The sequence below is a fragment of the Arthrobacter sp. MYb214 genome (assembly GCF_002979865.1).
Classification (GTDB): Bacteria; Actinomycetota; Actinomycetes; order Actinomycetales; family Micrococcaceae; genus Glutamicibacter.
In genome coordinates this window covers 204,437-216,843 of record NZ_PCPZ01000003.1, presented here as the reverse complement: position 1 = coordinate 216,843, position 12,407 = coordinate 204,437, and the positions used below count along the sequence as shown (strand labels likewise).

Here is a 12,407-nt window from a genome sequence, read left to right as displayed (position 1 = left end):
GCTATCGACCGGAAATAGGCACTTCGGGCACTAGACTCGGAGGCATGCAAAAACGAGAACTTGGACGTACCCACCGCAACGTGTCGGCCATTGGCCTGGGCACCTGGCAGCTAGGCGCTGACTGGGGCTCGGTAGACGAGACCGACGCGCTAGCCGTACTCGATGCCGCCTATGAAGCCGGCGTGAGCTTCTTCGACACCGCCGATGTCTACGGCGATGGCCGCAGCGAGCAGCTGATCGGCACTTGGCTGAAGGCCAACCCGGACGCCGGGGTCACCGTGGCCACCAAGATGGGCCGCCGTGTCGAGCAGCTGCCGGAGAACTACAATCTGGATGCCTTCCGCGCGTGGAATGACCGCTCCCGCAAGAACCTGGGCGTGGACACCCTGGACCTGGTCCAGCTGCACTGCCCGCCAACCCCGGTGTACTCCACCGATGCGATCTACGATGCGCTGGACACCATGGTGGATGAAGGCCGGATGGCCAACTACGGCGTTTCGGTGGAAACCGTGGACGAGGCGCTGGCGGCTATTGCCCGCCCGAACATCGCCACCGTGCAGATCATCATCAACGCCTTCCGCCACAAGCCGCTGGAAACCGTGCTTCCGGCAGCCCGCGAGGCAGGGGTGGGGATCATCGCCCGGGTGCCGCTGGCCAGCGGATTGCTGACCAACCGCTACACCCTGCAGACCGAGTTCGCCAAGGACGACCACCGCAACTTCAACCGCGATGGCTCCTCCTTCGATGTCGGGGAGACCTTCTCCGGCGTGGACTACGCCACCGGTCTTCAAGCCGCTGGCGAGTTCGCCAAGCTAGCTGCCGCCGAGGCGCCCGAAGCCACCAGTGCCCAGGTGGCTTTGGCTTGGCTGGCCGCCCAGGACGGGGTGAGCACCATCATCCCCGGAGCCCGCAATGCGCAGCAGGCCCGCGCCAACGCGGCAGCCGGTTCGCTGCAGATTTCCGAGGGATTCAACGCCTCGGTCCGCGATCTCTACGACGCCAAGCTGCGCGAACAGATCCACCCGCGCTGGTAGGCAGCACGGGTGGGATGCCGTTCCTAGCCTTGCGGCGCCCCGACCGGGATGCTGGCACCTAGTGCCACCGGCTCGGCGGGGCGCTGCTGTCCGCGCTCGGAAACATATTCCAGCTCGGTATCCGGTGCGGCGGTGTTCACGAAGGAACGGAAGCGCTTGAGCTTCACCGGGTCGGCCAAGGTGGCGGCCCATTCATCCTCGTAGTTGGCCACGTGGGTTTCCATGGCCGCTTCCAACTCGTCGGCCAGGCCCAGCGAATCCCCGATCACCACCTGCTTGGCCCGTTCCAATCCGCCATCCAGGTCCTGCAGCCAATGCGCGGTGCGCTGCAGCTTGTCCGCGGTGCGGATGTAGTACATCAGGTAGCGGTCGATGTACTTGAACAGCGTTTGGTCATCCAGCCCGCCGGCCAGCAGTTGGGCATGGGCCGGGTTGGCGCCGCCGTTGCCGCCCACATACAGGTTCCAGCCATCGGTGGTGGCGATTACGCCGATGTCCTTGGCCCGGGCTTCGGCGCACTCGCGGGCACAGCCCGAAACGCCCATCTTCAGCTTGTGCGGTGCCCGCAGGCCCCGGTAGCGCAGCTCCATTTCGATGCCCAGCGCGGTGGAATCGAGCATGCCGTATCGGCACCAGGATGAACCGACGCAGGTCTTCACATTGCGCAGCGACTTGCCGTAGGCCTGGCCCGATTCGAAGCCGGCGTCCACCAGCTCGCGCCAGATCTCGGGCAGCTGCTCCAAGCGGGCGCCGAACATGTCGATGCGCAGGCCGCCGGTGAGCTTGGTGTACAGGCCGTATTTCTGTGCCACCGCTGCAATCACGCCGAGCTTCTCGGGGGTGATCTCCCCGCCCGGGATGCGCGGCACCACCGAATAGGTGCCGTCCTTCTGCATATTGGCCAGCACGCGGTCGTTGGTGTCCTGGGCGCCGGCAAGACCTGCATCCATAGGGTGGGCGCTGGTCTGCGAGGAGAGGATATTGGCGATCACCGGCTTGCAGATATCGCAGCCCTGGCCGGTGCCGAAGCGTTCCATCACCTCGCCGAAGGCCTGCAACCCGGCCACGCGGATGGCTTCGTAGAGCTCCGGACGGGAGAAGGAAATATGCTCGCACAGGGCGGTGGAAACTTCCGCGCCGTCCTTGAGCATCTGCGCTTCCATGAGCTTCTTGAGCATCGGCACGCATGACCCGCACTGGGTGCCGGCACGGGTGCAGCCCTTCAAGCCGGAGACCGTGGTCACCGGTGCTTCGCCCTCGAAGCAACCGCAACCCGAGACGGCATCGCGGATGGTGCCAGCAGTCACGGAATTGCAGGAGCACAGCACCGCATCATCGGGCAGTTCGCCCTCCGGCGCTTCGCCGCCTAATGCACTCAGATATGCGCCTGGCTCTCCGGGCAGTTCCCGGCCGAGCAGCGGACGCAGCGACTGGTACGGGGTGGCATCGCCAACGAAAATGCCGCCGAGCAGTGTCTTGGCGTCGGAGGACACCACTAGCTTCTGGTACAGGCCGCGCGGGGCATCGGCATAGACCACTTCCAGCGCCCCCTCGGCGCGGGCGAAGCCATCGCCAAAGCTGGCCACATCCACACCGGAGAGCTTGAGCTTGGTGGCGGTGTCGAAGCCGGCGAATTCGGCTTCGCCCCCGGCCAGCTGTTCGGCCACGATTTCCGCCATGGCGTTGGCCGGAGCGACCAGGCCAATGCAGAAACCCTCGTAGTTCGCGACCTCGCCAATAGCCCAGATGTGCTCGATATCGGTGGCGCAATGCGCGTCGATGACCACGCCGCCGCGTGGGCCCATGCCGAAACGGGGTGCCGGGCTTCCTGCTTCGTCAAGGGCCGCGTTGTAATTGCGGATCAGTTCATCGCGGGGACGAACACCGATCGAAACGACCACCATATCCGCATCGATGGTGCGTTCATCAGCCATCAGCACGCCGGTGACAGCCGTGCTGCCGGACTCCTGGCTGGTCAGGATTTCCTGCGGGAAAACGCCGTTGTGGACGGTGAATCCGGTTTGCTCGATGAGCCGGCCCATGGCTTGGCCAGCGCCTTCATCCAGCTGGGTGCCCATCAGCCATTTGCCGCCATCAATGACCACTGCCTCCGCACCCAGTGCTTGGGCACCCGCGGCAGCTTCCAAACCGAGCAGCCCGCCACCGATGGTAGCTACCACCGGGGTGCGGCCCAGGGAAGCTGAAAGTTCCTTGACCTTCTGCGCGATGGACCAGACATCTTCCAGCGTGCGGTACACAAAGGTGTGCTCGTTGCCGGCGATTGGCAACGTGGCCGCGTTGGAACCGGTGGCCAGCACCAATTCGTCGTAGCTGAAAATGCGTCCGTCTTCCGTGGTTACCGTGCGCTTGGTGCTGTCGATAGCGATGGCCTTGGCGTTGGTTTGCAAGGTGACATGCTCGGCTTCCCAGAGCTTCGGATCGCCGAGGGTGAGATCGACTCCGGGGTTGGTCAACGCCTGGGAGAGCGCCACGCGATCATAGGGAAGGTGGGTTTCTTCGGTCAATACCGTGATGCTCAGATCCTGCGGTGCGCGGCTGGCCAGGGCTTCGGTGAAGCGGTGGGCTGCGGGACCGCCGCCGATAACCAGGATGTTGCGTGCATTGTGTGGAGTACCCATGATCAATTTCGACTTTCGCTGGGAAACGGTGAGTTTCAGGCTGATGAGTCCACTGTAGAAAGCATGCTTTGCGCCGCAATTACCCTTGTGTTTCGGCCGGAGCAATTCTCTCCACCATCAGACGAAAGCCAGGTGAAGCGGCTGAAACATATTCGAATCATTCGCAATGGGCAATCGTTGCGCAAAGGCAATTGGACAGGATAAACCAGCGGATTTCCGGGAGAATCCAGGATTCACGGTGCCCATTTTTGCTGTTAGGCATGCTTTACGGACTGGCAACGGCTGGAAGCATCGGGCGAAACATGCGGCTTCTAAGCTCGGTATGTCAGCAGATGCCAACCACGAAGGGCTTACGTTCATGAGCACGCAAATTGCAGAAGACACCCGTGAAGCTACTTTGAGCTTGGCTCCGCTTTGCCGCAGTGCAGAGCTGGAGCGTGGATGGGGAGAAGCGCTGTGGCTCGAGGCCACACAGCTAGCCCTGTTCCGTACCGAAGAAGATGCCTTCTACGCAACCTCGCATCACTGCCCGAACAGCGGCGCGAAGGTCATGGCCCGCGGCATTCTGGGCGACACCATGGTCGAAGGAACCAGCGTGGCCACCGTTGCCTGCCCGCTGCACAAGGAAGTGTACCGACTGGATACCGGCGAATGCCTGAACGCCGATTCGCTGCCGCTGCCAGTGCAGCGGCTCATGGAAATCGAGGGACAGCTATGGATGGAGCAGAGCAAATGAGTATCAAATCAGATCGCAGCCTGAACGTCGAGCATTCGGCCTGGCAAGGCTGGTACGAACTGAACGACGAGACGGATTCGCTTGCAACCAACTAGCTCCGGCTATCGCATTTTCCAGCGGTGGCGTGCAAGAATAAGGCAACTCGCATCATCATCCAAACGCAGGGACGAAAGCTCACGGCTTTCGTCCCTGCGATTTTGCGTTCCGGCCGGGCATAGGCAAGGGCGGCCAGCTAGCTGGGAGCCGACCGCCCATTGGAGTCATTACGCCAGGGCAGGCGCCTTGGCCAGCAACTCTTCGATCTTCGCTTTGCACCCGCCGCATCCGGTGCCCGCACGGCAGTTCTCGCCGACCTCGGCGACGGTGGTGCAACCAGCGCCTACAGCATGGGTTACCTGGCCGTAGGTAGCGCCCGAACAGCGGCACAGCTGATCATCATCGCTGGGGATAGCAGCGATTTGATCCGTTGCCGGATCATCCAGCCGCAAGAGGGCCGAACGGTCTTCAGGCAATGCGGTGGCCCGTTCATAGGCCAGCACGAGTTCGGCACTGGTTTGCGGCAATCCCATGGCCAGGAATCCGGTGACCGTATCCTGCCGGGTGACGATCTTCAGGTACCGTCCGCGCGCAGGATCTGCATAGACGGTTGCCTGCAGATCGGTATCGTCCCAATAACCGGCGCTGATATCGCCGGCTGCAGTCAGCTCGATGCCTTGTCCCTTGAGCATCAATACATCAGAAGCAGAGAAGTCCGGGGCAGCAAGCGGCTCGGAGCCAGAGGAACCAGCCAGCCGCAACAACTGCTGGGACAACCATGCGGCTTGGGCCCAGCCCGGGGCCAGCAGTCCGACCGGTGGCTGTCCGGCAACTTCGGCACAGTCGCCGAGGGCGAAAATTCGCTGCTCGGTATCGGCGCAAAGGAATTCATCAGTCTTAATACCGCGGCCCACCGGTAATCCACAGCCCGAGGCCAGCTCTGTTCTGGCTCTCACACCCGTGGAAATGAGCAGGGCATCAGCCTGGATCAGTCCGTGGGTGGAAGTCATCAGGCCGGTGAAACCCTGTGCATCCTTCTGAATGCCACTGGCCTTCGCACCAGGGATCACCTCGACACCTGCTTCACGCAGATTACGCGTCAGCAGCGCCCCTCCATCTGCATCCACGACGCGTCCCAAGGGAGCCGAACCATGATGCACCAGCACCGGTTGGGCGCCGGTGCGCGCAATGGCCAAGGCCGCCTCGATACCCAGAACTCCGCCGCCGAGAATTAAAATGCGTTGGCCCAGACCGATCGATTCCCGCAGCTGGTGGGCGTCATCCACCGTGCGCAGCGCGAAAACTCCGGCTGGCAGTGAAGCATCAGCGTGCGGATCGAAATTCAGGCCGTTGAGCGTGGGGATCACCGCTCGGGCGCCGGTGGCGAAAACAAGCCGGTCGTAGGACACATAGTCGTTGCCGCCCAGATGGATCCGGCGCCGTGAGCGATCGATGCCGGTAGCCTGCACGCCCAAGCGCACGTCGACTCCGGCATCGGCCAAGCGCTGCGGATCCACCATGCTCAGGTGTTCGAACTCGGCGGCTCCGGCTGCCAGTTCAGCGAGCAGCACACGGTTGTAGGCCAGGTGGTCTTCGGCGCTGATGATGGTGATGGCGCAGTGGCCGGCCGCCGCTGCCGGGAGCAGCCCTTCGACAAGGGACGCGGCGACGGGGCCGAAGCCAATGATGATAATGCGTTGCGGGCGTTGCTCGTTCATTGTTCCTCTTTCACAGCGCTCAGCGAAACATGGGCGTGCTTGAATTCCGGCATCCTGCTGTGCGGGTCGACCTTCGCCTCGGTCAGCAGGTTTGCGGTACCGGAATCCGGGTAGTGGAAGGGCAGGAAGACCGTGTCCAGCCGGGCATCGGCGGTCAGCAGCGCGCGGGCGGTGACTTCACCGCGTTCATTGCTGATCACGACCTTCTGCCCCTGGGCAATCTGGTGGGCCAGGGCGGTTGCCGGATGGATTTCCAGCAGCGGTTCCGGAGCGGCCTGGGCCAGCTCGGGGACCCGGCGCGTCTGGGCGCCAGACTGGTAGTGCTCCAGCAGCCGGCCGGTCACCAGGGACACGGCCGCGTTGTTCTTCCGGGGTTCCGGTTGGAAAGCAACTGGCACCAGCACTGCACGCCGATCCGCATGCGCAAAACCGTCAAGGAATAGCCGAGGGGTTCCATTGCGGATGCCGCGCCTGGCCTTCACTTCGGTGCCTGCAGGGCACGGCCAGTAGATGGCCGCCCCGGCATCGAGGTCATCCCAACGCACCCCCGAGTAGTCCGCCAGGCCACCGGCCGAAGCCAATTTGAGTTCTTCGAAAACTTCCCGCGGATCGGGGGAGAAGTGGCCGGGAGCATCCAGCCGCTGGGCGAGCTGGGCGAGGATCCACAGTTCGCCGCGCGCATGTTCCGGTGTCGCCAAGGCAGCGCGGCGGCGCAGGATCCGCCCCTCCAAGTTGGTCATGCTGCCTTCTTCTTCAGCCCATTGCAGCACCGGCAGGACCAGGTCCGCTCGGGCTGCAGTCTCCGAGAGGAAGAAGTCGCAGACCACCAGGAAATCCAGCCTGGACAGTGCGTGGATCACGCGTGACGCATCGGGTGCGGAGATCACCGGGTTGGCCCCGTGGACCATCAGCATGCGCGGACCGGTGGGGGAACCTAGCGCGTCAAGGAGTTCAACGGCGGGAAGCCCGGGACCGGGAATGGTTTCGGGGTCAACACCCCAGACGCGGGCTACATGCGCACGGTGTTCCGGGTCGGTGATCTTGCGGTAGCCGGGAAGCTGGTCGCACTTTTGCCCGTGTTCCCGACCGCCCTGCCCGTTGCCCTGGCCGGTGATGGTGCCGTAGCCGCCGGCCAGGGTTCCGGGCAAGCCGAGCAGCAGCGCGAGGTTGATCGCGGCGGTGACCGTATCGGTGCCGTTGGAATGCTGCTCGATGCCGCGGCCGGTGAGGATGTAGACCGGCTTGCCGCCGGCCTTCGCTTCGCTGGCCGCCTGGGCCAGGGCCCGGGCGGTGCGCCGGATCTGCTCGGCAGGAACGCCGGTGACCTGGGCGGTGCGTTCTGGCCACCAGCTGGCCAAGGAGGCTTTCACTGCATCGAAACCGTTGGTGCGGGCGGCCAAGTAGCTGGTATCGGCCAGGGACTCGGCCACCAGCACGTGGGCCAAGCCCAGCAGCAGCGGAAGGTCGGTGGCGGGGGTCGGCTGCAGGTGCCAGCCAGCATTATCGGCGCAGAGCTCGGCTGTAGCTGAACGGCGCGGATCAACCACGATCAGCCCGCCGTTCTCACGGGCCCCGGCCAGATGCCGGACAAAGGGCGGCATGGTATCGGCCACGTTGGAACCGAGCATCAGGATCATCCCGGCCGAATCCAGATCAGCCAGCGGGAAAGGCAATCCCCGGTCCAAGCCGAAGGCGCGGTTGGTGCCGGCGGCCGCCGAGGACATGCAGAACCGTCCGTTGTAATCGATCCGCGAGGTACCTAGGGCCAGCCGCGCGAACTTGCCCAGCTGGTAGGCCTTTTCATTGGTCAGCGACCCGGAACCGAAGACCGCGAGTGCGTCGGCTCCGGAGTCGGCCCGGATGCCTAGCGCCTTTTCGGCAACCAGATCCAGCGCATGCTCCCAGCTAACCGGGGCAAAGCTTCCATCGGGCTGGCGGAGCAGGGGTGATTGCAGGCGTTCTGGGTGATCGAGCAGCGTGGCGGCGCTATAGCCTTTGCGGCACAGCGCCCCGCCATTGGTCTCGAAGTCCCGTCCCTTCAGGCTCACCGGTTCGGTGCCGTGATCCTGCTGGTTGGGTTCCAAGGTGATGCCGCACTGCAGGGCGCAATAGGGGCAATGAGTGTCGGTCATCCTAGACTCCGTGCTGGGCGAAACGGGTGCCTGAGCGTGCATAGGCGAACCATGCGGTGGCCATGAGCAGCAGGTAGACCGCGATGAAGATGATGAACGCCGTGGTGTAGGCGCCGGTGCTGGATACGGACAGGCCCAAGGCCTGGGGAATCAGGAAGCCGCCGTAGGCGCCAATGGCCGAGATCAAACCGAGGGCTGCGGCCGCCTTGCGCGAAGAATCCACCTGGCTTGCCTGTTTTCCCTCGTCGCTCAGGGCAAAGACTGCCGGGATCATGCGGTAGGTCGAGCCATTGCCGATGCCGCTTGCGGTGAAGAGCAGCAAGAACAGGAAGAGAAACATCCAGAAGTTGGCCCGTGGCAGGCTGAGCACTAGCGCAGCGGTAATCAAGGCCATGGCTCCGAAGGTCGCCACGGAGATGCGTGCGCCGCCGAGCTTGTCAGCGATCTTGCCGCCGTATGGACGGGCCAGGGACGCGACCAGCGGGCCGAGGAAAGCCAAGGTGATGGTTGCGGTGCCCAACGGCAAGGCCGCGTATTCAGGGAAAGTGTCAACGATCAGCTTGGGGAAAACTGCCGAGAATCCAATGAAGGAGCCGAAGGTTCCCACATACAGTGCGGAGATGATCCACAGGTGCTTTACCTTCAGGCAGGCAATGGCGCCGCGGATATCTGAGCGGGCCGACGACAGGTTGTGCATGTATTTCCAGGCACCCCATGCGGAGAGCAGAATCAACGGGATCCAGAGCATCCCTGCCAGCGGAAGCTGCAACGCCCCGGCGGCGAAGACCGTGACAATGACCGGTACAAGCAGCTGGGCGACCGCCGCGCCGAGGTTGCCGCCGGCGGCGTTGAGGCCCAACGCCCACCCCTTGCGGGAAGCGGGGTAGAAATAGGTGATATTAGCCATCGAGGAAGCGAAGTTTCCGCCGCCGAAGCCGGTCAGCGCCGCAAGGCTGAGCATGACCCAGAATGGCGTGGACGGATCAGCCAGGGCCAGGGAAATGCCGCCGGCCGGAATCAGCAGGAGCAGCGCGGAAATGACCGTCCAGTTGCGCCCGCCGAAACGGGCCACCATGAACGTGTAGGGGATGCGCAGTGTGGCACCGACGAGGCTCGGGATGGAGATCAGCCAGAACAGCTGCGTGGTGCTGTAGCTGAATCCCGCTACTGGAAGATAGACCACGACAATGGCGAAAAGCTGCCAAACGCTGAATCCGAGGAACTCGGCGAAGATGGACCACTTGAGGTTTTGGCTGGCTACCGCAGATCCGGTGCGCTTCCAGAATTCTGGATCATCCGGGGTCCAATTGCTGACCCAGCGTCCTGGTTGCACCTGCAGTGCCTGCGATGTGTCAGATGCTTCTAGCTGTGCGCTCACGTTATCCGATCCCTTCTCTAGCACTTGATGCATCTGAGCTTCTCAAAGAGGTATTTCGCCTAGGTGCTCAGGTTGTTGCGCCGAAGGGAACTTAAATTCACCCGCCGGATCGGTGCGCCGATAGGCGGCTGTAATGTGTTGGAAACCCGAGCCCCGGGGCAACGATCCAGCTTCGGGATTCGCGGTGCTGGAGGGAGGGGCCAGCCCCGTCGGATCGCTGCAAGTGGGAGAGGGGATGAGCGGCAAGACGGCAAGTTTTTGTTCATGATGCGAAAAAGAGATTTCAAAAGAAGTGTTGCGTGCGTCACAATCCGCTGATAATCTCGTAGCTGTCTATGGCGGGCACCCACCTGATGGGTCGCTATCTACCGGGCATGCAACTGATCGATTTCAGGTGACAAGCGCAACCGGTAGCTAGCGCCAAGCAGCGCGCTGCGGTTCTCTTGTCCAAAGCATGAGGAGCCACGCGATGAGCGTTACTACCACTGGCCAAGACTATCTTTCGATGGCCATCGATATTGCCACCACAAATGTCCACAACGCCGGCGGGCCTTTCGGCGCCGTCGTGGTCGCCCCCGACGGCAAGGTCTTCGAAGGGGTCAACCGCGTCACGGCCAACAATGATCCATCGGCGCACGCCGAAGTGGTGGCCATCCGCACCGCGGCCGCCGCCTTGGGGACCTTCGACTTGAGCGGCTGCGTGCTCTACAGCAGCTGCGAACCTTGCCCGATGTGCCTGGCCACCTCGCTGTGGGCCCGCATCGGCAAGGTCTTCTTCGCGGCCAACAGGCATGATGCGGCTGCCGCCGGGTTCGACGACGCGGTGTTCTACGACTACTTCGAAGCAAAATCCAACCGCTCGCTGATGCCGGTGAACTGCTTCCAGTCCGAAGGCGGCGAGCACCTGTTGCCGTTCAAGGCATGGGATTCGCAAGAATCCCGGACCGACTACTAAAGGTCCAGGACCATGACCACGACAAGTCGCTTGCCAGCTGGCCCCCAGGGCGCGCAGCGCGGCAGCAAGCCGCGCCGGCCGGGCGGGCCGGGCGGCATCCTGGACGCGTTCTTCAGCATCACCGAACGCGGGTCCACGCTGGCGCGGGAATTGCGCGGCGGGATCGTCACCTTCTTCACGATGGCCTACATCGTGATACTCAACCCGCTGATCCTCGGCGGATTCAGTGCCGAGGCCGCACCCGTGGATGTGGCCGGCAACTGGCTTCCGGCCGCGCAGGTCGGGGCCATGACCTCGCTGACCGCCGGGGCCATGACCATCCTGTTCGGGCTGATCGCCAACCTGCCCTTCGGCCTGGCCGCCGGGCTGGGCATCAACTCCTTCCTGGCCGTCTCGGTGATCCAGGACGTCACCTGGCCTGAGGCCATGGGACTGGTGGTGGTCAACGGCGTGCTGATCGTCCTGTTCGGGATGACCGGGGTGCGCACCGCGATCTTCCGGGCCATCCCCAAGGACCTGAAGGCCGCCATTACGGTGGGCATCGGGCTGTTCATCACCTTCATCGGGTTCGTGGACTCCGGCTTCGTCACCCGTACCGCCGCCGGGCCTCCGGTGCAGCTGGGCGATGGCGGGTCGATCGTCTCGATCCCGACCATGGTCTTCGTGGTGGGGTTGCTGATCATGGGTGCGCTGGTGGCCCGCGGGGTGCAGGGCGCGATCCTGATCGGCATCGTGATCTCCACGGTGCTGGCGATGATCGCCGAGCTGGTGTTCAGGATCGGGCCAGCCGGCGCGGATAACCCGCATGGCTGGCACCTGAACATGCCGGTGCTGCAGGGAAATATCGTCTCGTTGCCGGATTTGTCGCTGGCCGGGGAGTTCGACCTGTTCGGATCCTTCGGGCGGATCGGCGCGCTGGCGGCGACGATGCTGGTGTTCACCTTGGTGTTCACGAACTTCTTCGACGCCATGGGCACCATGACCGGACTGGCCAAGAATGCCGGTCTGGCGCGCAAGGACGGCACCTTCCCGCGGCTGAAGGCCGCATTCGTGGTCGAGGGCCTGGGCGCGGTGGCTGGAGGCATGGGCTCGTCCTCCTCGAATACCGTCTACGTGGATTCGGCGGCCGGCATCGGGGAAGGGGCGCGCACCGGGCTGGCTTCGGTCATCACCGGGGTGCTGTTCCTGGGTTCGATGTTCTTCACGCCGCTGACTTCGGTGGTTCCCATCGAGGTGGCTGCCGCGGCACTGGTTCTGGTGGGCACCTTGATGTGCGCGCAGATCCGCGAGATCAACTTCAAGCGGTTCTCCAGCGCCATGCCGGCGTTCCTCACCCTGATCACCATGCCGCTGACCTACTCCATTGCCAATGGCATTGGCGCAGGGTTCATCGCCTGGGTGGTGGTGAACACCGCGGCCGGGCGGTACGCCAAGATCCACCCGCTGCTGTGGGTGGTGGCGCTGGGCTTCCTGGTGTACTTCGCACGGGGCCCGATTACGGCCCTACTGGCCTGAGCTGATACGGGCTATAGTAAGGATCCACTGAGGTGAGGTGGCTCACCTTGATGGTTTGCATGGATGTGAATGATCCGAATTCTGGAGGGTAATCATGGGCGGATGCCTCGCCTGGTCCAAGGGCCAGATCGCGCACGGAAACTGATCCCGCCGCAGCACGCGGCGGCGCCCTGGACGAGCCTGGAACCTCCGGCAGGGCGCCAGATCCCACCCATCATCCAATTCATTCATGGTGCGTCCGGCGATACCCGGGCGCAGGAGGTG

8 protein-coding genes are annotated in these 12,407 nt (G+C 63.6%); 4 read left to right on the top strand and 4 right to left on the bottom strand.

Annotated features, from left to right (window positions below; translation table 11 throughout):
- The first annotated feature begins 44 nt into the window (after positions 1–44).
- Positions 45–1,034, top strand: a complete 990-nt coding sequence (locus tag CQ012_RS09730) for an aldo/keto reductase (protein WP_105662039.1) — start codon at positions 45–47, stop codon at positions 1,032–1,034.
- Between the two features lie 23 nt (positions 1,035–1,057).
- Here CQ012_RS09730 and nirB read toward each other — a convergent pair whose 3' ends face one another.
- Positions 1,058–3,673, bottom strand: a complete 2,616-nt coding sequence (gene nirB / locus CQ012_RS09725) for a nitrite reductase large subunit NirB (RefSeq protein ID WP_105662152.1) — start codon at positions 3,671–3,673, stop codon at positions 1,058–1,060.
- A 358-nt stretch (positions 3,674–4,031) separates the two neighbouring features.
- On the opposite strand from nirB, the gene nirD reads away from it, so the two are divergent.
- Positions 4,032–4,409: a nitrite reductase small subunit NirD gene (gene nirD / locus CQ012_RS09720; RefSeq protein WP_105662151.1), complete on the top strand. Its 378-nt coding sequence runs from the start codon at positions 4,032–4,034 to the stop codon at positions 4,407–4,409.
- A 263-nt stretch (positions 4,410–4,672) separates the two neighbouring features.
- Here the strand turns inward: nirD and CQ012_RS09715 are convergent, their stop codons facing one another.
- From CQ012_RS09715 to CQ012_RS09705, 3 genes are read right to left on the bottom strand one after another with little or no spacing between them, the layout of a single operon-like run.
- Entirely contained in the window at positions 4,673–6,163 is a 1,491-nt protein-coding gene (locus CQ012_RS09715; RefSeq protein WP_105662038.1) for an FAD-dependent oxidoreductase, read from the bottom strand.
- Positions 6,160–8,295 carry a molybdopterin oxidoreductase family protein gene (locus CQ012_RS09710; protein ID WP_105662037.1) on the bottom strand — a complete coding sequence of 712 codons (2,136 nt, stop codon included), beginning with the start codon at positions 8,293–8,295 and terminating at the stop codon, positions 6,160–6,162. The genes CQ012_RS09715 and CQ012_RS09710 overlap by 4 nt, the downstream gene beginning before the upstream one ends.
- A 1-nt stretch (position 8,296) precedes the next feature.
- On the bottom strand, positions 8,297–9,706 hold the full coding sequence (locus CQ012_RS09705; RefSeq protein ID WP_105662036.1) for an MFS transporter: 1,410 nt from the start codon (positions 9,704–9,706) through the stop codon (positions 8,297–8,299).
- 436 nt (positions 9,707–10,142) lie between these two features.
- On the opposite strand from CQ012_RS09705, the gene CQ012_RS09700 reads away from it, so the two are divergent.
- Both CQ012_RS09700 and CQ012_RS09695 read left to right on the top strand, forming a co-directional pair.
- Positions 10,143–10,628, top strand: a complete 486-nt coding sequence (locus CQ012_RS09700) for a nucleoside deaminase (RefSeq protein ID WP_105662035.1) — start codon at positions 10,143–10,145, stop codon at positions 10,626–10,628.
- Positions 10,629–10,640: 12 nt separating this feature from the next.
- Entirely contained in the window at positions 10,641–12,143 is a 1,503-nt protein-coding gene (locus tag CQ012_RS09695) for an NCS2 family permease (RefSeq protein ID WP_105662034.1), read from the top strand.
- The last annotated feature ends 264 nt before the right edge of the window (positions 12,144–12,407 follow it).

Excerpts from the sequence above, each read along its gene's own strand:
- CQ012_RS09730 (WP_105662039.1), top strand. The coding sequence starts at position 45 with ATGCAAAAACGAGAACTTGGACGTACCCACCGCAACGTGTCGGCCATT.
- nirB (WP_105662152.1), bottom strand. The coding sequence starts at position 3,673 with ATGGGTACTCCACACAATGCACGCAACATCCTGGTTATCGGCGGCGGT.
- nirD (WP_105662151.1), top strand. The coding sequence starts at position 4,032 with ATGAGCACGCAAATTGCAGAAGACACCCGTGAAGCTACTTTGAGCTTG.
- CQ012_RS09715 (WP_105662038.1), bottom strand. The coding sequence starts at position 6,163 with ATGAACGAGCAACGCCCGCAACGCATTATCATCATTGGCTTCGGCCCC.
- CQ012_RS09710 (WP_105662037.1), bottom strand. The coding sequence starts at position 8,295 with ATGACCGACACTCATTGCCCCTATTGCGCCCTGCAGTGCGGCATCACC.
- CQ012_RS09705 (WP_105662036.1), bottom strand. The coding sequence starts at position 9,706 with ATGCATCAAGTGCTAGAGAAGGGATCGGATAACGTGAGCGCACAGCTA.
- CQ012_RS09700 (WP_105662035.1), top strand. The coding sequence starts at position 10,143 with ATGAGCGTTACTACCACTGGCCAAGACTATCTTTCGATGGCCATCGAT.
- CQ012_RS09695 (WP_105662034.1), top strand. The coding sequence starts at position 10,641 with ATGACCACGACAAGTCGCTTGCCAGCTGGCCCCCAGGGCGCGCAGCGC.